General features: G+C 60.2%; 20 protein-coding genes. 12 read left to right on the plus strand and 8 right to left on the minus strand.

From position 1 onward, the window contains the following. Window positions 1–20: 20 nt before the first annotated feature. The 3 genes from gudD to AB3X94_RS25950 all read left to right on the plus strand — a co-directional run bounded on the left by gudD (window position 21) and on the right by AB3X94_RS25950 (window position 5086). A complete protein-coding gene (gene gudD / locus AB3X94_RS25940) occupies window positions 21–1370 on the plus strand; it encodes a glucarate dehydratase (protein WP_176106763.1) in 1350 nt (449 codons plus the stop codon). Between the two features lie 540 nt (window positions 1371–1910). Then, complete coding sequence (locus tag AB3X94_RS25945; protein WP_368613103.1) at window positions 1911–4184, plus strand: beta-glucosidase; 2274 nt, start codon at window positions 1911–1913, stop codon at window positions 4182–4184. 83 nt (window positions 4185–4267) lie between these two features. Next, window positions 4268–5086: a peptidylprolyl isomerase gene (locus AB3X94_RS25950; RefSeq protein ID WP_368613104.1), complete on the plus strand. Its 819-nt coding sequence runs from the start codon at window positions 4268–4270 to the stop codon at window positions 5084–5086. A gap of 85 nt (window positions 5087–5171) precedes the next feature. Here the strand turns inward: AB3X94_RS25950 and AB3X94_RS25955 are convergent, their stop codons facing one another. Beyond that, window positions 5172–6680 carry an MFS transporter gene (locus AB3X94_RS25955; protein WP_176106761.1) on the minus strand — a complete coding sequence of 503 codons (1509 nt, stop codon included), beginning with the start codon at window positions 6678–6680 and terminating at the stop codon, window positions 5172–5174. 304 nt (window positions 6681–6984) lie between these two features. On the opposite strand from AB3X94_RS25955, the gene AB3X94_RS25960 reads away from it, so the two are divergent. The 3 genes from AB3X94_RS25960 (at window position 6985) to AB3X94_RS25970 (ending at window position 10643) form a co-directional block, all read left to right on the plus strand. Next, entirely contained in the window at window positions 6985–8163 is a 1179-nt protein-coding gene (locus AB3X94_RS25960; protein ID WP_368613105.1) for a porin, read from the plus strand. 542 nt (window positions 8164–8705) lie between these two features. Further along, the gene (locus tag AB3X94_RS25965; RefSeq protein WP_176106759.1) at window positions 8706–9413 is read left to right on the plus strand and encodes a dienelactone hydrolase family protein; all 708 of its coding nucleotides are present in this window, start codon (window positions 8706–8708) and stop codon (window positions 9411–9413) included. Between the two features lie 528 nt (window positions 9414–9941). Beyond that, complete coding sequence (locus tag AB3X94_RS25970) at window positions 9942–10643, plus strand: GntR family transcriptional regulator (protein ID WP_368613106.1); 702 nt, start codon at window positions 9942–9944, stop codon at window positions 10641–10643. Between the two features lie 107 nt (window positions 10644–10750). On the opposite strand, the gene AB3X94_RS25975 is transcribed toward AB3X94_RS25970, so the two are convergent. The 7 genes from AB3X94_RS25975 to AB3X94_RS26005 all read right to left on the minus strand — a co-directional run bounded on the left by AB3X94_RS25975 (window position 10751) and on the right by AB3X94_RS26005 (window position 16484). Then, window positions 10751–11296, minus strand: coding sequence for a flavin reductase family protein (locus tag AB3X94_RS25975; protein ID WP_246391938.1), 546 nt, complete (start codon window positions 11294–11296; stop codon window positions 10751–10753). A 99-nt stretch (window positions 11297–11395) separates the two neighbouring features. Next, window positions 11396–12067 (minus strand): 4-carboxy-4-hydroxy-2-oxoadipate aldolase/oxaloacetate decarboxylase, encoded by a 672-nt coding sequence (locus tag AB3X94_RS25980; protein ID WP_368613107.1) that lies wholly within the window; start codon window positions 12065–12067, stop codon window positions 11396–11398. Beyond that, the gene (locus tag AB3X94_RS25985; protein WP_368613108.1) at window positions 12064–12741 is read right to left on the minus strand and encodes an RraA family protein; all 678 of its coding nucleotides are present in this window, start codon (window positions 12739–12741) and stop codon (window positions 12064–12066) included. The genes AB3X94_RS25980 and AB3X94_RS25985 overlap by 4 nt, the downstream gene beginning before the upstream one ends. A 2-nt stretch (window positions 12742–12743) precedes the next feature. Continuing rightward, complete coding sequence (locus tag AB3X94_RS25990; RefSeq protein WP_176106755.1) at window positions 12744–13406, minus strand: RraA family protein; 663 nt, start codon at window positions 13404–13406, stop codon at window positions 12744–12746. Between the two features lie 14 nt (window positions 13407–13420). Beyond that, complete coding sequence (locus AB3X94_RS25995) at window positions 13421–14425, minus strand: protocatechuate 3,4-dioxygenase (RefSeq protein ID WP_368613109.1); 1005 nt, start codon at window positions 14423–14425, stop codon at window positions 13421–13423. Window positions 14426–14452: 27 nt separating this feature from the next. Continuing rightward, window positions 14453–15466: an amidohydrolase family protein gene (locus tag AB3X94_RS26000; RefSeq protein ID WP_176106753.1), complete on the minus strand. Its 1014-nt coding sequence runs from the start codon at window positions 15464–15466 to the stop codon at window positions 14453–14455. Between the two features lie 58 nt (window positions 15467–15524). Further along, window positions 15525–16484 (minus strand): PDR/VanB family oxidoreductase, encoded by a 960-nt coding sequence (locus AB3X94_RS26005; RefSeq protein WP_176106752.1) that lies wholly within the window; start codon window positions 16482–16484, stop codon window positions 15525–15527. A 273-nt stretch (window positions 16485–16757) separates the two neighbouring features. On the opposite strand from AB3X94_RS26005, the gene AB3X94_RS26010 reads away from it, so the two are divergent. From AB3X94_RS26010 to AB3X94_RS26035, 6 genes are all read left to right on the plus strand, one after another. Next, on the plus strand, window positions 16758–17900 hold the full coding sequence (locus AB3X94_RS26010) for a glycosyl hydrolase (RefSeq protein ID WP_368613110.1): 1143 nt from the start codon (window positions 16758–16760) through the stop codon (window positions 17898–17900). 82 nt (window positions 17901–17982) lie between these two features. Next, a complete protein-coding gene (locus AB3X94_RS26015; protein WP_176106750.1) occupies window positions 17983–19167 on the plus strand; it encodes an acyl-CoA dehydrogenase family protein in 1185 nt (394 codons plus the stop codon). Window positions 19168–19176: 9 nt separating this feature from the next. Continuing rightward, window positions 19177–19482, plus strand: coding sequence for a hypothetical protein (locus AB3X94_RS26020; protein WP_368613111.1), 306 nt, complete (start codon window positions 19177–19179; stop codon window positions 19480–19482). Window positions 19483–19541: 59 nt separating this feature from the next. After that, the gene (locus AB3X94_RS26025; RefSeq protein ID WP_176368715.1) at window positions 19542–20795 is read left to right on the plus strand and encodes a Rieske 2Fe-2S domain-containing protein; all 1254 of its coding nucleotides are present in this window, start codon (window positions 19542–19544) and stop codon (window positions 20793–20795) included. Between the two features lie 7 nt (window positions 20796–20802). Further along, window positions 20803–21597: an amidohydrolase gene (locus AB3X94_RS26030; RefSeq protein WP_368613112.1), complete on the plus strand. Its 795-nt coding sequence runs from the start codon at window positions 20803–20805 to the stop codon at window positions 21595–21597. Window positions 21598–21623: 26 nt separating this feature from the next. Continuing rightward, window positions 21624–22727 (plus strand): zinc-binding dehydrogenase, encoded by a 1104-nt coding sequence (locus tag AB3X94_RS26035; protein ID WP_176106746.1) that lies wholly within the window; start codon window positions 21624–21626, stop codon window positions 22725–22727. The last annotated feature ends 40 nt before the right edge of the window (window positions 22728–22767 follow it).

Below are 22767 nucleotides of genomic sequence, written 5' to 3' on the forward strand. Positions count from 1 at the left end.
ATCACACAGGTGCTTTTCCCATGTCCACCAAACCTACCGAATCGAACGCCACGCCGGTCGTCACCGAGCTGCGCGTCGTGCCCGTCGCTGGCCGCGACAGCATGCTGATGAATCTGAGCGGCGCACATGGTCCGTTCTTTACGCGCAACGTCGTGATCCTGCGCGACAGCGCTGGCCATACCGGTGTCGGCGAAGTGCCGGGCGGCGAGAACATCCGCAAGACGATCGACGACGCGCGGCCGTTCGTGGTCGGTCAGTCGATCGGCAATCTGCAGGCGATCCTGAACAAGGTGCGCACGCAGTTCGCCGATCGCGACGCAGGCGGTCGCGGTCTGCAGACCTTCGACCTGCGCACGACGATTCACGCGGTGACCGCGCTCGAAGCCGCGCTACTTGACCTGCTCGGCCAGCATCTCGGCGTACCGGTCGCGGCGCTGCTCGGCGAAGGCCAGCAGCGCGACGAGGTGGAAATGCTCGGCTACCTGTTCTATATCGGCGATCGCAACAAGACCGATCTGCCGTACGCGAACAACGCCGGCGCGCGTGACGACTGGGAGCGCGTGCGCACCGAACAAGCGCTGACGCCGGAAACGGTCGTGCGTCTCGCCGAAGCCGCGAAGGCGCGCTACGGCTTCAACGACTTCAAGCTGAAGGGCGGCGTGCTGCCGGGTGACGCCGAGATCGAGGCGGTCACGGCGCTGGCCGAGCGCTTCCCCGAAGCGCGCGTGACGCTCGACCCGAACGGCGCGTGGTCGCTCGCCGAAGCGGTGCGCCTGTGCCGTGACAAGCACGACGTGCTCGCCTACGCGGAAGATCCGTGCGGCGCGGAGAACGGCTATTCGGGCCGCGAAGTGATGGCCGAGTTCCGCCGCGCGACCGGCCTGCCGACGGCGACCAACATGATCGCGACCGACTGGCGTCAGATGGGTCACGCCATCCAGCTGCAATCGGTGGACATTCCGCTCGCCGATCCGCATTTCTGGACCATGCAGGGCTCGGTGCGCGTCGCGCAGATGTGCAACGACTGGGGCCTCACGTGGGGTTCGCATTCGAACAACCACTTCGACATTTCACTTGCGATGTTCACGCACGTCGCGGCCGCGGCGCCGGGCAAGATCACCGCGATCGATACGCACTGGATCTGGCAGGACGGTCAGTTCCTGACGCGCGATCCGTTGCAGATCGTCGGCGGCAAGGTCAAGGTGCCGCAGAAGCCGGGCCTCGGCATCGAGCTCGATATGGACGAACTCGACAAGGCGCACGCGCTGTATCAGCAGCACGGCCTCGGCGCGCGCGACGACGGCGTTGCCATGCAATATCTGATTCCGAACTGGAAGTTCGATAACAAGCGTCCGTGTCTCGTGCGTTAAAGAGGATTTAACTGAATCGAAAGCCTGGCGGGCTGCACGAAAGGTGCGGTCCGCCAGGTTTTTTTGTTTTCAGGCCGTCGACATCCTCGCTCGCCGCACACACTAATCGTCTGACGTCCGTGCATATCTATTAAGTCATTGTTTTTATTGCTATCACGTAAACCCCAGTCGTCTGATGACGATTAAATCATTACGATGGCTTCACTGGAAAGCGGAACGTGTCCATGTTGAGGTAAACGTCGGGAACGAGAGGTTTCCAGCCAGGTCTGCATGTCTTTTTAGATTCGGGCCTTGGAGCAGCAGCAAGCGGAAAACTGGCAATAAATCGAATCGCAGTCCTTCACATTAAAACGACCGATGCGCGTCTCGCATTTGTGCATATAACAATTGAGGAAAGACATGTCTGTGAAATTCACTCAGAGGAGAACAGCCGCCGCCGCAAGTTTCGTATTCATTCTGGCGGCGTGCGGTGGCAGAGATAGTCCGAACACAACGGCGGCTTCAACGCCAGCCCCGACGCAGACATCCACCATGCCATGGATGAATACGTCACTGTCTCCCGAAGCACGCGCGGCACTGCTTGTCCCCGCCATGGCGCTTGCCGATAAGGAAGAGCAATTGGCCGGTTCGAATCCCGGCATCCTGCCTGAATTGCCGCAGTGCTACGGTGCGCGGCACATTCTCGGCCTGACGAAGTACGCTATTCCGACATTGCGTATCACCAATGGGCCCGTGGGTATCGGCCAGAACGACTGCGTTTCTCCGTCCGTATCGGGCTTTGCCGCCTATACGGATTCCAGCTCCGCCAAGGCGACCGCTCTGCCTTCAGCCATCGCGATGGCGGCTTCGTTCGATCCTTCCGTAGCAACCCAGTTTGGCAACGTGGTTGGCGTCGAAGGAGGCAATCTGGCTCTGCACGTGTTCGAAGCGCCGGGTATGAACCTGGCAAGATTGCCGGTGGGCGGACGCAACTTCGAGTACATGGGCGAGGACCCCTATCTCACCGGCACGATGGGTGTCGCCGAAATCCAGGCCGTGCAAGCGCACGGCATGATCGCAATGGCGAAGCACCTCGTGGCGAATGAGCAGGAAACGAATCGCATGACGATTCAGGAGAGCATCGACGACCAGACGTTGCATGAACTCTATATGCTGCCGTTCGAAATGGCGGTGAAGGCAGGCAACGTCGGCGCCGTCATGTGTTCGTACAACTCGGTGAATGGTTTTTCGATGTGCGAGCAGAAGCACATCCTGTCCGATGTGCTTCGCGGACAATGGGGCTTCAAGGGCTACGTGCAGTCGGACTTCTTTGCGGCGCACAGTACCGCGCCAACCCTTCTGGCAGGCATGGACAACGAAATGCCGCTGCCGCAGAACTGGTCGCCGGCAAATCTGAATGCGGCTTTGGCTTCGGGGCAGATTCAGACCTCGGATATCGACAATGCGCTGCTGCGCCGATACACGCAGATGTTCCGCGCGGGCATCTTCGATCGGCCCATTGCTCAGACCGCCATCAACGCGACGGCCGACGGTACGGTCGCGAAGCAGATTGGCGAACAGTCGGCCGTGCTGCTGCAAAACAACGGGACTTTGCCGCTGAAAAAGACGGTTCGAAACGTCCTTGTGGTCGGCAAGACGACACAGGTCTATGCGCAGCAAGCTGTTGCCGGTGGCAGCTCGGTCGGCCACCCGATGGGTTCGGGCGGCGGCAGCTCCGACGTCGTCGCCTTGTACACCGTGACGCCGGTGCAGGGCATCAAGGACACGCTAGCGAACCTCGGCAATGCCGGTGCTCAGGTTCATCTGGCGCTCGTCGACGACAACAATTCGACTGGCACGATCGACGGCGCGGCCGCCACCATCTCCGATGTCACGTCAGCGGCGACCGGCGCCGACGCTGTGATCTTCATGGCCGGCTCCATGTCGGAGGAAGGTGCCGACCAGGCGACCTTTACCGACTCGACGGGGCTGACGCTCGACACAGGCAAGTACCTGAATACGCTCGACTGGTATTCGCCGAAGTCGAGCTCGATCACCACCTCGAGTACCGCAAAGAACAGCAACACGCTCGCGTTGCTGCAGACCATCGTCGCGGCGAACAGCAACACCGTGCTCGTTCTGAAGGACAGTGCCGCCGAAGCGCTCGATCCGTCGATCCTCACCGGCGGGACATCCGCCGCGAGCGCGATTCTCGAGACGTGGTTCCCCGGCCAGGAAGACGGGCACATCGTGGCGGATCTGCTGTGGGGCGTCGCGAATCCGTCCGGCAAGCTACCTGTGACGTTCCCGCAGGTCGGCCAGGGCTTCATGGATTCGATTACGGCTTACCAATACCCGGGCGTGTCGATCAACGGAAGCGCGACGGTCACCTACTCCGAAGCGCTGAATGTCGGCTACCGCTGGTACGACGCAATGGGCAAGACGCCGGCATTCCCATTCGGTTACGGTCTTTCGTACACGACCTTCACGATTACCAACCCGACCGTCAGTACCGGAGCAAACGGCACGTACACGGTTAGCGCGGTCGTGAAGAACACGGGTTCCGTCGCGGGCGCCGAAGTTCCGCAGGTGTACGTTGCGCTGCCGACGTCGGCGGGAGAGCCGCCCAAGCGTCTGGTGGGATTCCAGAAGGTGAGTCTGAATGCAGGCGGAACGCAGACCGTGTCGATCACGATCGATCCCGCCGCGCCGAATCATCCGCTCAGCACCTGGAGTAAAGATGCGCAGCAGTGGACGACCCCGACGGGTTCCTACTCGGTGTATATCGGGAACTCGTCGCGCAGCCTGACTCTTGCGGGAACTATTACTAAATAAAGTCGAGTAAAGCGCCGGGTCTGATCAGCTTCGATGCCTGATCGGACCCGGCGTTACACACACCAACGAAAATGGTCCGCTTAATGAAAGTACTATCACGACGGATGTTGGCACTTGTGCTCGGTGCAACGCTCTCATTGGCGACGGGTGCGACAGAAAAGCCCTTCGTCACGGTCAATGGCAAACCGGTTTCTCAGGCCGATGCCGATTTGTACATCGGACAGGCGCATGCGCAAGGATTTTCCGATTCCCCACAATTGACGGACCATGTCCGGGACGAACTGATCCGGCGCGAAGTACTGTTCCAGCAGGCGCAGAAAAGTGGCTTCGACCGCGACCCGAAAGTCGCGGCACGCGCCGAGGCCGCGCGGCAAAAGATTCTCGCGCAGGCGCAGGCGACGTGGGAGATCGAGATCGTCAGAGCGTACATGCAGGACTTTCTGAAAAAGAATCCTGTCAGTGACGATCAATTGAAGGCGATGTACAACGACATGAAAGCAAAAGGCGGAAGCACGCAATATAAAGTCCGCCATATCCTCGTCAAGGATGAAGGCCAGGCAAAAGACATCATCGCGAAGCTGAACAAGGGTGCGTCATTCGGCGACCTCGCAAAGGAATCGATCGATGCCGACACTCGATATAACGGCGGAGATCTGGGCTGGACAACTTCCAGCAAAATGGTCAAACCGTTTGCTGACGCGGTTTCGCATTTGCACAAGGGCGAATACACGCGCACGCCGATCAAGACCGGATACGGTTTTCATGTGATCGAAGTCGATGACACTCGCCCCTTGCAGGTTCCGTCGTTCGAAGACATGAAGCCGATGCTGTACCAGCAGGCACAAGCGGAACTCGTCGACAGGATGGTGAAGGATCTTAGAGCGAAAGCCACCATTCAGTAAGCGGCCAAATCACGTTCGTCATCCTTGGGATGCGATTGAGAGCCGTGATGTGACGGCGTCGGGTCTCTTTGTCTTATTCGCGCACTCAGCTCTTGCGAAACACCACGTGCGAAATCCGTTGCACCAGCAGCGCGGCCGCGAGCGATGCCACCGCCGTCAGCCACACGCCCATATGAATCGACTGCACGAGGGCATCGCGCGCGCTATCGATCAGCGCGAGCGTGTCGAGTCCCGACGACTTCATGTCCGCGATCAGTTGCGTGCGCGATGCATCGTCGATCAGGATGCGCAGATCGACGAAACGCGGCCGCCATTGCGATGAGGCCGGCTCGCCGAGCACGCTCATCGTGCGCGTGACGACGTCGCGATAGTGATGCTGCACGACCGTCGCGACAATGCTGGTGCCGAGCATGCCGCCGACCATGCGGGTCGATTGCAGCAGTGCGGTGGTGATGCCGAAGCGCTCACGTCCGGCGATCTCCTGGCCGAACACGTTCAGATTGTTCAGGATGAAGCCGAGGCCGATGCCGACCGCGCCCATCGGCAGCACGATGCGCAAGCGCGGCGTGTCCGGATTCGCGAACGCGAGCGCGATCGACGCAAACATCAGCAGCCCGAAACCGATCGTCAGAATGCGCGTGGGCTTCTTCATGTGAATCACGATGCGCGTGTTCAGCAGACTGCCGAGCGCGATGCACGCGGCGATCGGCGTCGCGAGCAAGCCGGCCTGCTGCGGCGACAGACCGAAGCCGCCTTGCAGCAGCAAAGGCGCGAAGAAGATCAGCGAGAACATCACGAAGCCGGACAGCATGCCGAGCGTGAATAGCGTGACGAGCTGCGCGTCCTTGAACAGATCGAGCGGAATGATCGGATGCGTGGCGCGCTTTTCGCACTTGAAGAGCGCGACAGCACCGATGATCACGCACGCGCCGAGCACGAGATTGCCCAGCGTGAGGCCACTCTTCGGCACTGCTTCGATGAACGCCTGCAAACCGCCGAGCACGCACGCGACGAGCCCAGCGCCGAGCCAGTCGATCTTGACTTCGCCCTCCTGCGGCCGTCGGAAGTTCGGCAGATGCATCCAGACGAAATAGAGCGCGGCCGCGCCGACCGGCAGATTGATGAGAAACGTCGAGCGCCAGCCGAGGTGCTCGCTCATCCAACCGCCGAGCGACGGACCCGTCGCCGTGCCGATGCCGTAGGTCGCGGCCAGCACGACCTGCCAGCGCACGCGGGTGCGCGGGTCGGGGAACAGATCGGGAATCGATGCGAACGCAGTGCCGACCATCATGCCGCCGCCGACGCCTTGCAGTCCGCGCGCGATCGCGAGAAACAGCATGCTATTGGCCAGGCCGCACAACACCGACGCGACCGTGAACGTGATCACCGCGGCGATCACGAAGCGCTTGCGGCCGAAGTAGTCGCCGAGCCGCCCGAACACCGGCACCGTGACGACCGACGCGAGCAGGTACGCGCTCGCGATCCACGCGAAATATTCGAAGCCGTGCAGCTCGGCGACGATCGACGGCAACGCGGTGCTGACGACGGTCTGGTCCAGCGCGACCAGCATATTGACAAGGCCGATGCCGAGCATCGCGTAAAGCGCGTGGCGAAACGGCAGGGCGGGGGCGGCGGGAACTGCGGCGGAGCTGGCGGCGGGGGCAGTGGAATTCACGGATCGGGCAGAAGGCGGTTCGGGGTGGACGCTGCGTGGCGGACGGTCAGGCACCCGGCGATTGTACGCAAGTTGTCTGACGTCTTGAGGATTATACGGGTTTTCACCTAGTCGAACCATTCGTCGCGCGAAAAAACACGCTGCGACCGACGCTGCCCGCGCGCACATCCATCGTTCGGGTGTGCGCCAGCGTACTGGACGGCCCGCATGGTCTCGTCCAAACGTGGTAAGTTCGCTCGCGGAATATCCGATCGATGTATTTGAGGAGGACCTCGTCCTGCGTCACGTCATGGCTTGCCTGCTGAACCCAGTCCGCGAAGCCTTGACGATCAGCGTCGGCGTGACAGCGGCCTGGTTAGGTGGCGCGCTGCTGCTCTACGCGCACGGCGCGGGCGCCGTCACCGACATCGATACCGGCACCGGCGCCGCTTCCGCTTCGGAAACCAACGCCGGCTTCGTCTCGCTGTATGGCGTGATCGACACGAGCGTCGAAATCACCGACCCCGGGTCGGGCTGGGTCGCGCGTATGGACTCGGGCGCATATCGCGGTTCGCGCGTCGGGCTGCATGGCGCGGAGCCGCTCGGCGGCGGCAACGCGATCGTGTTCACGCTCGAAAACGGCTTCGGCTCGACCGACGGCAGCCTGCAGGTGCCCGGCTCGATCTTCAATCGCCAGGCATGGATCGGCGCGAGCGGCGGCTGGGGCGAACTGCGCTTCGGACGCCAGTATTCGCCAATCTATATTCCGTTCAAGGGCGATCTCGACGCGTTCGGCGCCGGCACGATCGCTTCGGGGCTCAACAACCTGTCGAAGATCACCCCATACGCGAACAATGCGGTTGCGTATCTGTCGCCGCGCATCGCCGGCTTTAGCGCGACGCTGATGATGGCGATGCGCGATCCGTCCGAGAAGGACGGCAACGGTATCGACGGCTATTACGTGACCGCGTCGTATCGGTTCGACCGGTTGCATCTGCTGTACGCGCGCCAGCAGACCCACGGTGCCGGTGCACTGCGCGCGAATCTCGGCGGCGCGAACTACGCCTTCGGCAAGTTGCGCGTGTGGCTGTCCTTTTTCAATGGCGATGGCGGCGCGCCGGTCTATCACGGCGCGGGCGGGTCGCTATCGGCGCAGTACAGCTTTTCGAACAACGCGCGTGCGTCGCTCGGCTATGCGCACGTGCGCGACTACACGACGCCTGGTGGCAGCGCCGACCAGTTCAGCGCGGCATTCGAATACAGCATGTCGCCGACGCTGCTGCTGTACTTCAGCGCCGCGTATCTCGCGAATCACGACGACTCGAGCTTCACGCTGCGCGGCGTCAACGTGACCGGGCTGCCGGTCGCCTATCCGGGTGCGCCGGTGGCGGGTGTTCAGTTCGGTGTGATCGAGCGGTTCTAGCGTGGATCGCAATACGTGATTAATTGGTATGTGTCGAATGCACTTTTGATGCGACTGCCAATTGACGAGAGTGTCGCGCGAGTCGGAATTGCAAAAGCGTCGCGAATAAAAAAAAGCCGACACAGTGTGTCGGCCTAAAGATTCTGGCATCCGAGGATGATGGCCAGAACCTGAGAGACATGGACCCGCAAAGCAGCGCCAGTGCGGTATTTCGGGGGCGCCGCGATGCGCATCGACCTGCGTCGTACTTTAACGTTAGCTTTCAGCACGAGACGATTGAGAGCGCGTTCCGCCGATTGCTCTTCCTTCGAATGTCGATCCAGAAAGCATGGCGTGGAGTATAGCGTCGTCAATCGCCTTTGTGGAACCGCACTTCGGCGAATGGGTTAATGCACTTTTCCTGATGTTCAACGTCGTATGGTTGGATTTACATAATGCGCAGATTCAACGGGAGCACGCCCGCGCGCTGACACGGTTCCGATAGAACAGGAAACGGGGTAGTGGCGCTATGCTAGCGGTTTCGTCTACTCGAGGAGCGACCGATGACCCAACACGCAGGTTCGATGATCACGTTCAACCGTCCGGACGGCAAGCAGCTACAGGGCTATCTCGCGAAGCCGGAAAAAACCGCCGGCGCGCCCGCAATCGTCGTGATCCAGGAATGGTGGGGCTTGAACGACCAGATTCGCGGCGTCGCCGATCGCCTCGCGAAAGCCGGCTACTTTGCGCTCGTGCCCGATCTGTATCGCGGCAAGTCGACGGTCGAAGAGGACGAGGCGAACCATCTGATGAGCGGCCTCGATTTCGGCGATGCCGCAACGCAGGATGTGCGCGGCGCGGTCCAGTATCTGCAGCAGCACGCTGCGAAGGTCGGCGTGACCGGCTATTGCATGGGTGGCGCGCTGACGTTTCTCGCGCTGTGCAACGTGCCCGAACTGGCGGCCGGCGTCGTCTGGTATGGCTTCCCGCCGCTCGACTATATCGACGCGTCGAAGATCAAGGTTCCGGTGATGGGCCACTGGGGTCAGCAGGACGAGTTCTTCGCCGCCGACACCGTCGACGCGCTCGAAAAGAAACTCACCGACGCGAAGGTCGACATCGAGTTTCATCGTTATCTGGCGCGTCACGCGTTCGCGAACGAAACGGCGGTTGGGTCGGGCCGCATTGCGAAGACGCAATACGATCCGGTCTGGGCGCAACAGGCGTGGGATCGCACGCTGACGTTCTTTGGCCGCACGCTGTGGAAATGAGTTGGTGAATGGCGGAAGCGGACGGCCGCGCTGTTTTTTTGCAGCGCGGCCGTTTTCTTATGCAGCCTTTTCCGAGTTTGCGAGGTGCGCTTCAAACCCTGCGTGTTCAATAGCGTTGCCAACATGGCGGATGTGGACTATTTGATTTGGCGCAAACGTAGTTTTCCTTATCGGATGCGTCTCTCGAGAATTGCATTTGAAAGCAAAGCCAACATAAAATGCTAAACGGTATTGGAATCGTCGGTTAAGTTGTAGAGCAGCACTTAACTCGGCAGACGGTGTCCGTTCATTTCGTTGTTCGGGACTTGAAAGCATCATTCCCCCGGTCGGGAGCGGGCGGCATCTTCGCTGACATTCTCTGACCGGTCGAGCACCGGCAAATACAGTTAAGTACCTACCTAATACCCAAGGTGAAATTCGCGAGCCCGAGGCAACACGCAGGGCGGCGAGCGTCCGGGCCAAGGGCCGGCTACGACGTGTCGATGACGTTGACGTTTGCGTCGGGATATTCTGGGATATAATACGAAAATGAATACGATTGCGATCCTAGGCCGAGTGACTTCCGGCGAACTTCAGGAACTGGACGGCAGTGATTTTCCGGCTCAGGTAGCGGCAGAGACACGCAAACTGATCAACCGGGGAGTGCTTGCACCCGGCTTCCAACTACGACAGTCCGATCTTGCCGAGCGCTTCGGAATTAGCCGAGTGCCCGTGCGTGAGGCGCTGAAACTGCTGGCCGCTGAAGGCATCATTGAACACGATCCAAATCGTGGGTTCTTTGTCGCCCAACTGTCGAGCGACGAAGCACGGCAACTATATCGGATGCGGCAACTGCTTGAAGCCGAATTGCTGATGACCATCGAGTGGCCGACGCCCGCGCAGATGAAGCAACTGAAGTCAATGCTCGCGGATCTGGAGCATTTGCTCGGTGCGGGTAATCGCGAAGGCTGGATCGAGCAACACCGCGCATTCCACGACATGATTTTCGATCTGTCACCGAACAAGGTGCTTAAGCGCGAAGTGCTGCGATTGATGCGGTTGACCGATCGATATCGTGCATTGGCCGCAGATATCTCAGCGAACCCTGAACACCGCAGTGCGAATATCGAGGCGCGGTTGGTGAAGGCGCTGCAGAGTAAGGATAAAGACTTGCTGCTCGCGACTTACGAAAAGGGCCGATCAATTGTTTTGAGCGGCTTGATGGCGGTGCTTGCGGCCAGAGAGACCTGATCGATAGAAGGGGCGCCGACGGTGCCCCTTTTTTTCATCTACAGCCGGTATCGCGCAACGTGTTTGTCATTTGACGCCCACGCGAAGACTCCTGCCAAATTGCTAAATTAGTCGGACCCCCAGTTCGAGATCCAAAGCATGTCGTGGAAATCGACGGCCTTATTGGTTTGAAATTCACCATAGGAGCCCTGCGAATACAGTAGCGGCGTCTTTGCGTCCGTATTAATGGCGGTTCCCAACACGTGGCCAAAAATTACGGCATGCGTGCCGATTTCGACGATACGTTCGACGCTGCAATCGAAATTCACCATCGCCGTGGCCAACGCCGGGGCGCCGGTCCTGATGCGATTCCACGTGCCGGCCTGGAATTTTTCCTCAGGCGAGATAGGGCGAGAAAACCGTTGTGCCAATTCCTGCTCGCTGCGCGCTAGCACATTGACGACGAAATGACCGGTCGCCTGCACGTGTGCCAACGAGGAATTCGCGCGATTGATGCAGACGAGCAGGATAGGGGGCGCAGCACTCACGGAAGTCACGGCGGTTGCTGTCATACCAGCAAGTGGACCGTCAGCGTCAGAACCGGTGGTAATCAAACACACGTGCCCGGTGAGACTGCGCATGGCGCGCCTAAATTCAGATTCTTCGATGCTCAATTGCGTCCCCAGGTCATCAAAATTTGGTGACACCAAAAGAAACACGGGTGGCGTCCCAAAGACGGCCGCCCGTGAGAGAGACTCGCACCTCTTAGCTGGTTACTGGTCCCAGCCGAAGATACTGAGCGTGCTTTCGCCTGCCTCGAGCCGTTTCAACTGCTGTGCTTCCGCGGCTTCCCGTGCTTCCGACGCGGCGATAGCGGTTGCGACCTGCTCGCGCGGAATGCAGACGACACCATCTTCGTCGCCAACGATCAGGTCACCTGCATTAACTGTCACGTCGTCGAGTCGGATCGGTGCGTTGATCCAGCCGCGAGCGCCAAAATCTTTTCCGGTGCCGCGGATGCAAAGTCCTCGGGCGAAGACGGGGAACCCGATCTCGGACAGCAGTCGCTGATCACGAACGCACCCGTTAATGACGAGACCTGCAAGCCCGCGAACCTTTGAGGCCGTTGACATGATCTCGCCCCAGTACCCATGCTCATAGGCTTCGCTGACCGACACGACCAGCACGTCGCCCGGCTGTGCGGCGTAGATCGCCCGATGCAACCACAGGTTGTCACCACCCGGCGAATGGACGGTCACAGCAGGGCCACACACCTTGAAGCCCGGTGCCACAGGGTGGATTGCAGCCGGCAGCGCACCGATCTTTCCAGCCGCTTCATGCAGCGTGGCAGACGGCAGTTTGCCTGCGTCCTTGATTAGTGCGGGGTCCGGACGTTGAATGTCGAGTCGTGTCGTCTCTGCTGGGTTCAAGCGCGGGCCGGTCATGCTTTGCTCCCGGTGGTGCGCGTTTGCAATTGATGGTACTTGAACTGCTTGCGCGCTTCGTCGAGGCGCATGCCCGACGCGACTGCTGTACGAATCGCTTTTTCTGCTGCGTCGATTTCTTCCGCAGCGGCGAGCACACGCTCTTCGTGTTCTTTGGGAATCGAAATAACGCCATCGGCATCACCGCGTAGCAGGTCACCCGGAGCAACACGTACGTCGCCGATGTTGACCGGCACGTTCGTGGCTTCGACTTGCACGCGATCCTTGCCAGTGCGCATCCAGTTGTCCTTGGAGAACACCGGGTAACCGAGCGACAGGCAGAGATGGACGTCGCGGTTGATGCCGTCGATCACCGTGCCGGCGATGCCGCGACGGTGTGCGATTTCGGTCAGGATGTCGCCCCAAACGGTGGCATCGGTGCGACCGCCGTTGTCGAGAACAATCACGCTGCCGGGCGGCACGTCGTCGATGAAGTCGCCGACCGTGCCTGCGGGAGAAGCAGCCGGGCCGTAGAGGATCGTGAATGCACGACCCGCCATGCGGAAGGACGGGTCACGGGGCTTGATGCGGCTGCACTGGCCGTTGAGACCCAGACGATCGAGAGCGTCGCTTAGCGTTGCCGTTTCGAGTTTTGCTGCACGAGCAACGTTTTTGTCTTGTTCGATTTCGGACATGACTAATCCTTAAGCATGAATTCGTAGTTGCCGCCCATCACTTCGTGGATGGGGGTGCCTGCCAGTACAGCCTTCGCCATCAGGGCTTCACGGGCCACGATCGACTCGGCGGTTTCGATCACGCGTGCAACGTTGGCCGCGCTGATGAAGACCACCGCGCTGCTGTCGGCGATCACATAATCACCGGCTTCGACGGCGGTACCGAAGACCTCGACCGGAACGTTGACGCCCTTCTCGACGATGCGACCGCGGGCAGTGCGGGCGGTGAACGCGTTCGCGAACACCGGCAGATCCATCTCGCGGGATTCGTCGATATCACGGACCGGGCCGTCGGCGATCACGCCAGCGATGCCGCGAACCTTGGCGCCCAACGAGAGGATGCCGCCCCACGAACCGGCTTCGACGCCCGTGCGCTGCTCGACAACGATCACGTCGTCGGCGCCGCCGAGTTCGATCGCGGTGGTGCCGAGGTGACGCGGCGGGCCCGGAGGCGGATCGCCAACACCGAGTTTCATCGTGATCACGCGACCTGCGATCCGCCTCGTGCCCGAAGCCTGCTGAACACCGCTGACGACACCGGTCAGACCGAGTTTGTCCAGCGCATCCGAGACGGCACAGCAGTCCAATCGCCGAAGGCGGTGGACGTATTCGTCTTTGCTTTTCATATCTTTGCTAATCCTTATTGCTGGTCCGGCGATTTCCAGTAGACGAAACCCATCGCGTTGCCGGTGCCGGCTTCGCTGCGATAGCACGGCACGTAATCGACCACCGTCATGTCGAAGCCGATTTCGTCCATCACGCCAGCGACCGGAATCCAGTTCTTGATTTCCGACGTGCCTGCCTGGAAGATCGCTTCATCAAGTTCGAAGACCGGCGAGAAATCATGGTTCTTCATCGCGCTCAGGACCAACTGGTCGACGCGCTCGTCGATCACGAAGTGCGTCAGACCGCCCGAGGCGATGACGGCAACGCGTGCATCCGTGTCCCACGACTGGATAGCGCGACCGATCGAGCGACCGAACGCGTGGCAGCGGGCAACGGTCGGTTGATTCGGCGGGTAGAACGTGTTGACGAGCACCGGCACGGTCGGGATCACCTGATCCTTCATCAACTGACGGAACACGAACCCGAACGCGTGCGGCGTTTCGGTTTCCGACAGACGCTGAAGGGCTGCGACGTCGAACTGATCGTTCATCGCGGTCTTGATGATGTGCTTCGCGAGTTCGGGAACGCCGGAGTAACTCGCGGTATCCGGCATATAGCCCGGCATCGCGTGACGCACACCCGGGGGCATCGTCTGAAGTTTCTCGTGGCTGATCATGTTGTTCACGATCGTCGGGCCACACATCACGCTGAGTGCAGGGATGCAGTCGGTATCGAAGATTTCCATCTGATCGTTGCCGACGATCACAACGACGTCCGGCTTCGCTTCGGTGAGAACCCGCGCCATCTCCTCGATAGCCGCGAGACACTGGGCGTGCCTGGCTTTCCATACGTCGAGCGTGATCTGTTTCCCGAGGTTCTCGGCACTCCGATAATCGACGAGTTCATCGAAGGACCACTCACGGCCCTCGAAGTGATGCTTACTCAGTCGGTCATCGGGTACACGAGCGCCCCAGGTTTCAGGCGGCGTCACGAGCATGGGACCGTGCGATGTCCCCATTCCCAGTACGATTTTTGCCATGGTTTCGAGTCCTGTGGGCGCCGGGAATTATTCGTAATCCGCGAGGTCGAGCTTGAAGAAGTCGCGGGCATTGCCGAAGAAGATCTTGTCCTTCTCCTCCTGAGACAGCCAGTCGAAGCCCTGGATGTACGGCTTGATGTCGTCGAACGTGCGGCCCGTATCCGGATTGATCGCCGAGCCGACGCCCGGACACTCGGCACCGAACAGGCAGCGATCGGCACCCACGGTCTTGATCAGCAGGCGCAGCGACTCTTCCGAGTAGAGCACGGTGTCGTAATACAGATTGCGCATACCTTCGAGGAAGTTGCGGCCGGCGCGTGCGGCACCCGACTGGAAGCGACCGATCTGATATGGGATCGAGCCGCCGCCGTGCGAGATCATGATCTTCAGCTTCGGGAAGTCCTTGAACACGTTCGAGTTGACGAGGTTGAACACCGCGATGGTTTCTTCATTGATGAAGTGAACGGTGTAGGGCGAGCGAGCCGAATGTGAACCCGTAGCGTGGATGTGCGCCGGAATGTCGAGTTCGCACAGCTTTTCGTACAGCGGATACCAGTAGCGCTCACCCAGCCCCGGAGCTTCGCTGCCGCTGTTTTCGAACGGATCGGGGTTGAGCAGCACGCCCTTGAAGCCGAGTTCCTTCACGCCGCGTTCGAGTTCAGGCAGCACGGTTTCGATCGGGTCACCCGCAACTTGCGGCAGGCCGCCGACACCGATAAAGCGCTTCGGCAGCAGCTTGACCGTGCGCGAGATGATGTTGTTCGTTTCTTCGGTGAACCAGTGAACGAGTTTGCCCGGCTTCTGGCTGTGCATCATCTGGAACGGCCGCGGCGACAGCAGCTGGACATTCGTGCCCACGCGATCGAGCATGTCGAGATGGCCCACCGGCGCCATTTCCTTCTTGTTGGCGTAGTGCAGGATCTCTTCGTCCGTCACTTCCGGCATCCTGCGACCATGCTCGCCGCGATGCGAGAGGATGTGTGCCTTGTAGACCCAGAGTTCGGCGGGCGCGCTGACATGACCGTGGCAATCGATAATCACTTACTTGTCTCCTTGACTTAACGTGAGATGTGGGCGACGTCGTCGCCCGGTGTTCTACTTACAGATCGAGGACGAGACGGTCGCCCTTACAGCCAGAACAGCAAATGATCATCGTGTTGTTCGCAGCCTTTTCGGGCTCCGACAGAATGGCATCGCGGTGATCCGGCTGCCCTTCGAGCACGCGGACTTCACACGCGCCGCACACGCCTTCTTCACAGGAATAGGAAATGGGAATTCCCGCGTCGCGCACGACGTTGAGAATCGTCTTGCCCTGCGGGACCGTCAGGGTTTTTCCGCTCTTGCGCAATTCGATGACGAAGTTTCCATCGAGCGCGGCTTCCTGCTTCGCGGAGAAGTATTCGACGTGAACCTGTTCCTGAGGCAGCGATGCACACGCGGCTTCGAACGCCTCGAGCATCGGGCCGGGGCCGCAGCAGTAGAAGTGAGCGCTAGACGGTTCGTTCTTGACGACGTCCGCGATGTTGAGGAATGTGCCGGCCTCGGCATCGACGTGAACCAGCGCGCCTTCGAAGCTTTTCAATTCCTCGGCAAACGCGACGTCGACGCGTTCACGGCACGAGTAATAGATACGCGGCGATTGGCCGAGCTCTTTCAGACGACGGGCCATACACAGAATAGGTGTAATCCCGATGCCGCCGGCGACCAGGACGGTGTGCGCGGCATCTTCATTGAGCGGGAAATTGTTGCGAGGTGCTTCGACCTGGATGAGATCGCCGACACGCATCGTTTCGTGCATATAGCGCGAACCGCCGCGCGACTGCGGATCGAGCTTGACGCCGACCACGTACGAACGCTGTGTCAGGCTGTTGCTGTATTCCAATAGCGAGTACTGACGGGTCAGGCCGTTCGGCAAAACGACTCCGACGTGAGCGCCCGGTTCCGCCCCGGGCAGCAGGTTGCCCTCGGGGTCTTCGAATGTGAAGGCCAGCGTGTTCCGGGCGAGATAGTTGATCGCCGTCAAACGCAGGGTCATCACTTCATTCAGTTGTTCACTCATGTCACCTCCAAAATCGTAGAACGCGGGGAACCGCGCAAACGGCGCGCAAGAATCACACATCACGCTTCCTTGTTTAAAGACCTCTGACGTCAGAATCACGGGGCACTGAAAGTTCCGTGGGCCGTTTGACGCGTAATTCTTTTTTGCATATTATTTGGCCTGACCAGAAAAAAGTCAAAGCCTCTTCGGCGCAGAGTCTGGCGGAAGCTGTAGCGACTACGTTTCTGAGGAAAACAGGCGACATCACACGGGGTATTCCCCTAGGGAGGAGAAATGATCGCAGTTCTGACCACCAACGGTGGAACCGTCACGTACGGTGAGGGTGCGGCAACCACGCTGTTGGTCGCCACTATTCGCGGCATGCTCGTGTTCGAGCGTGCCGACGCCAATGCGCCGTGGAAGCTCACGCGCAAGGCGCTGGAAGATCGCCACGTGAGCGCGCTGCTCTACGTGCCGAAAGCGGGTCTGTTGTTCGCGGGCGCACACGGCCAAGGCAGTCTGTCGGTCAGCAAGGACCTGGGGCTGACGTGGGAACCGGCCAACAACGGGCTGAACAGCACGCACATCTACACGATGGCGCAACAGGAGCGCGATGGCCGTACCGTTCTGTTCCTGGGCACGGAGCCGTCCGCGCTTTATCGCAGCGACGACCTGGGTGCGACGTGGGTCGAAATCCCCGAGATGATGACGGTGCCGGACCAGGACAAATGGACGTTCCCGCCGCCCCCGCACGTCGCGCACGTGAAGAACATCGCGTTCCATCCGGCCGAACCGGAGACGCTCTATATCTGTATCGAACAGGGCGCGCTGCTCAAGACGGTCGATGACGGCAAGACATGGACCGAGCCGCGTAGCTACGAATCGGAAAACGACAAGTTCTATCACGACAACCACCGCGTGCTGATTCGTCCGTCCAATCCCCGGCAGATGTTCATGTGCGGCGGCGAAGGCCTGCACTACAGCGCAGACGCAGGCGAGACGTGGGTGCACTTGATGACGCGTCAAGACCTCATCGGTTATCCCGACGCGATGTTCATCGATCCCCGCAACGAAAACGTGCTGTATCTCGGTGGTCCGGGCAACGCGCCGCGTGACTGGGGTGCACGGAAGTCGGCGGATGCCACGGTTCTCAAGAGCACCGATGGTGGCGTCACCTGGGACCATATGCGTAATGGTTTGCCCAAGGAAATCATCGGCAACATCGAGGGCATGGGCCTCTATCAGTGGGACGACAGGATCATGCTCATCGCCGGTACCGCGACGGGCGAGATCTACGCGACCGAGAACGACGGAGAAAGCTGGTACGCGATCTCGGAAGACGTGCCGCCGATCTCGAAGGGTGGTCACTACCGCTGGTTCCTCGATGCCAAGGAACGCATGAACGTCGAAGGTCGTTACGGCCGCAACGAACACTGACCCGGCCACAGCGGCTAAACAAAAACTATTCTGCGCGCCGGTTCCTCGAGCGCGGCGCAGCAAGCCCTAACAGGAGAACGCCTTGAGTCGTATTGCTAGTCACGAGGACGCCCTCGCTATTGCTCGCGGTTTGCACAACGTGATTCGTTCACGAGTCAAACAGACCGAAAGCGATCGCGTGGTGCCGAAAGAAACCATCGACGCACTACGTGAGTCGGGTCTTTTCAACATCATCACGCCGAAGTCGTTTGGCGGTTCCGAGTTGGGCTTCACGACGCTCGTCGAAGTCACGGCAGAAATCGCGTCGGCTTGCGGTTCGACCGGTTGGGTGTTCGGCGTGCTCGCCGGTCACAGCTGGATGCTGAACCTGTTCCCGTTGAAAGCACAGCAAGACGTGCTGGGCAAAGGCCACGCTCTGACGGCCACGGTGTTCCGCCTCGGCGGCACGATTACCGAAGTCGACGGTGGCTACAAACTCGTGAACGGTGAAGGGCGGTTCTGCTCCGGTATCGATCACGTGGAGTGGGTCATCGTCGGCAATGCGGTGCAGCGCGAAGACGGCCCGCCCGAACCGCGTTTCTTCGTGATCCCGCGCTCGGACATCCAAATCGTCGATGACTGGCACACCGCAGGCTTGCGTGGCACCGGCAGCCGCACGATCAAGGTCGCCGAAGCGTTCATCCCGGCACACCGTTCGGTGTCCGTCAAGGAAATGATGACGGGCAATGTCGAAGGCGCCGATGCCATGCGCGCTCCGATTTACCGGATGCCGTTCCATAATGTCACGCCGTTCTCGCTGATCGGTGCGCCCCTGGGCATGGCACGCGCGGCAATCAAATCATTCACCGAAGGTCTGGCGCCACGTCTGAAGGCAATGCCGGCTGACCAGATGGCAGAGCAGTCCGCAACGATCGAACGTCTCGCACACGCGACGGCGGATCTCGACGCCGCCTATGCGTTGATTCTCGAAGACACACGTCGCATTGACACAGCAGAAAGCGCAAAGTCGTTGACGCCGCTCGAATGGTCGCGCATTTCCCGCGATTGGGCATATTCGGCGCAAACGGCTCGTCGTGCGGCCAACAGTTTGTTCGAAGCCGCGGGTGGCACCAGCATCTATAACGCGTCGGACCTCCAACGAATCTGGCGCGACGTCAATTCGGCCGCGCAGCACTTCGCATTCACGTGGGACAGCGCACTGACGAGTTATGGACGTCAGGCACTCGATCTGCCGCCTTCGAACTTCGGCCCTGGTCCTAAGAAATAGGAGTTACCAATGAACGTGGATGATCTTCATTCAATCGAGGATTACTCGCCGGAAACGCTGCGTCAGATTATCGAACGGGTGGAGAACTCGCACACGTTCGAACAGATGATTTATCGCGAGTCCGAACTGGACGAAGTCTGGCGACTGCTCGACAACGATATCGCTGCGGAAGCACGGAATGCCGCGAACTCGGCCGAAGGGCAGAACCTCGTGGCGCTGCGCAATCTGGTCATCGAAGCGCACGACCTGATCGGCAACGAAAGTAACACCGTAGACGCTCGCGAGCGACTGCTAAAAGCGGTCGCACTCGTTTAAGGCCGACGGGGGATTTCGGTCTCCCACGCAAATTCACATATAAGAGATTAGGAGCAAACATGCTTTCCCGTGAAGACAACGACGTTCTGACTCAAGTAGGAAAAGGCACCCCGAACGGCGACATGATTCGTCAATTCTGGATTCCGGCGCTGCTCGCATCGGAAATTCAGGAGCCGGGTGGTGCGCCCAAGCGCGTGCGTCTGCTGGGCGAAGATCTCGTGGCGTTCCGCGACAGCGACGGCAAGGTCGGCCTGCTCGAAGAACAGTGCCCGCACCGTCGTGCATCGCTCGCGCTGGGCGACAACTCGGAAGGCGGTCTGCGTTGTCTGTACCACGGCTGGAAGTTCGCGGTAGATGGCCAGTGCATGGACACCCCGACCGAGCCGGAAGATTCGAAGCTGTGCTCGCGTATCAAGGCGATCGCGTACCCGGTGCGTGAAGTCGCTGGCGTGATCTGGACGTACATGGGCGACCCGGCGAAGGTTCCGCAGTTCCCCGACTTCGATTTCCTGTCGTACCCGGCAGAAAAGGTCGCAGCGTTCAAGGTTCTCGAAGACTGCAACTACGCTCAGGCCGTCGAAGGCACGATCGACTCGGCACACGCGGGTGTCCTTCACCGCGAGCAGCCGTGGTCGGCGCCGGCGAAGTACGAACACGAGCGCGATCTGCGTCCGAAGATCGAAGTCGAATACACGCTGTACGGTTTGCGCTACGCCGGCGTCCGCAATTTCCGGGAAGAAGGCAAGCTGCACGCCCGCGTTACGGAAGTGATTCTGCCGTTCTTCACGCTGATCCCGCCAGATGGCTTCGGCGTCCGTAAGAATCGCCGCATGGCCAACGCTTTCGTTCCGCGCGATGACGAATCGACGTGGCACATCCAGTGGTTCTTCGACGAAACGCAGCCGGTCGATATCGAATATCGCATCCAGGAAGGCGGCCACTGGGTCGACGAAAACTTCCGCAAGGAACTCAACATCGACAACTGGTACAAGCAGGACCGCGAGGCGATGAAGACCTCGTCGATGTCGGGCATCAAGGGCATCCTGACGCAAGACCACGCAGTCAGCGAAACGCAGGGCCGCATCCTCGACCGCACGAAGGAACACCTCGGCACGTCGGACGTCGCGGTCGTCGCATGGCGTCGCCAGATGATTCGTTCGGCACGCGCGTATGCACAAAGCGGTGAACTGCCGAGCGTGCTGACGAACACGATTCCGTGGAATCAGATTCACGCTTCGACAGTGATCTTCCCGAACGACCGCACGTGGAAGGAAGAAGTGCCCCTCAACCCGGACGTCGCTCTGAAGGCCTGAGGTTCGCATGATCGTCGATAGCCACGCTCACGTATCGCCTCATTGGTATGAGCCCGTCGAGACGCTGCTCGATCAGATGAATGAATACGGTGTTGGCCATGCCGTGCTCACGCAGATGATTGGACAGACGGATAACCGGTATCAGCAGGAATGCGTCAAACGATTTCCCGGCCGTCTGTCGAGCGTGGCCTGGGTCGATGTCGAGGACCCGGACGTCGCGAAAACGATCGAATCGCTGGCCCGTGCTGGTGCCAGCGGTATTCGATTGAGACCATCGGCATGTCTTGTCGACGGTCGCCTTCCCGAGGCTTGGCGCGGTATCCAGGCCTCGGGATTGCCAGTGAGCTGCGTTGGATCTGCTGAAGCATTCAACGCGCCGGGCTTCATTGAATTGATCACCAAATTGCCGGGTACGACGATTGTCCTCGAGCATCTTGGCGGCACCAGCACGCCGGCTTCAACGGATGAAGCGCTGGCCCTGCGCCGCCAGGTGTTCAAACTCGCGGCGTTCCCCAACGTGATGCTGAAAGTACCGGGCCTTGGCGAACTATTGCCTCGCGATTCGAAAACCTGGCAGCAGGGCCGGCCGTTTGGTGATGCCCATCCTACGCTCCTACACGAAGCAGTTAGCGCGTTTGGCGCTGATCGTTTGATGTGGGGTTCTGACTTCCCCGTCGTGAGTTCACGCGAGGGATATGGTCTGGCGTTGAAACTCACGCGTCAGGCACTCGCGGGACTGACGAATGACGATCTCGACGCGATCTTTGGCGGCACCGCCCTGCGCGTATTTTCGAAAGCCTGAGATTGAAAAACTAGTAGGAGACAGACATGACGAAGAAGGTATTGGCCGCGGTTAAGACGGATGTCGAGACCACCGAATTGCGTGAATTCGATTATCCGCAAGTGCGCCCCGAGACCGGCATTCTGCGCATCGAAGCCAGCGGCGTCGGTGGCAGCGATCCCGAGTTGTATCGCAAGGCCGGTCACGTTCCGGTGATCATGGGCCACGAGAACGTCGGCACGATCGAAGAGGTTGGCGAAATCGCGGCTAAGCGGTGGGGCGTCAAGCCCGGCGACCGCGTTGCTCTCCATGAATACCTGCCGTGCTGGAATTGCGAGTGGTGTATGAAGGGCGATTTCCGTCTGTGCATGGAGGTCGATTTCTTCAACGTGAAGGATCGTCTGAATACCGATCGATTCGGCATGTCCACCGCCAACAAGCCGCCGCATCTGTGGGGCGGTTACGCGCAGTACATGCACATGCCGCTCAACACGGTGATGCACAAGATTCCCCACGACATGCCGGCCACGCATGCGACGCTGGCCGTGCCGTTCGGCAACGGCGTGCAGTGGGCGTGTCTTGACGGTGGCGCAGGCCCCGGCAAGGTCGTGCTCGTCTTCGGCCCTGGCCAGCAGGGTTTGGGCTGCGTGCTGGCGGCAAAGGCCGCTGGCTCGTACACGGTGATTCTCGCGGGTATGACGCGTGACCAGACTCGTCTCGATCTGTCGCTGCGCCTTGGCGCCGACTACGCGATCAATGTCGAGACGCAAGACCTCGAAGCCGAAGTGATGCGTATCACGAAGGGCCGTGGCGTGGACGTCGTTGTCGATACCACGGGCGATCCCAAAGGCGAAATCGTCAAGCAGGCGATCGCGCTGGCAGCGAAGGGCGCCTACCTGAGCCTGAACGGCCTGGAACAGCACGTGCCGATCGGCGAGATCAAGAAGCGCTATCTGACGGTGCGTGCACCGCGTGGCCGTAGCTATGCGGCTGTCGAACTGGCACTGCGCTATATCGGTTCGGGCCGCTATCCGATCGACGAGGTGTGCTCGCACACCTTCGGACTCGCACAGACACACCAAGCGATCCTGGCGACGGCCGGGCGTGGCGTCGAAGGCGCTATCCACGTCTGTGTCGATCCGTGGAAATAACGCCCTACCGTTTGTTGATATCGAATTTTACAGAGAAGGT

This window comes from Paraburkholderia sp. BR10923, from assembly GCF_040948765.1.
Lineage (GTDB): Bacteria > Pseudomonadota > Gammaproteobacteria > Burkholderiales > Burkholderiaceae > Paraburkholderia > Paraburkholderia youngii.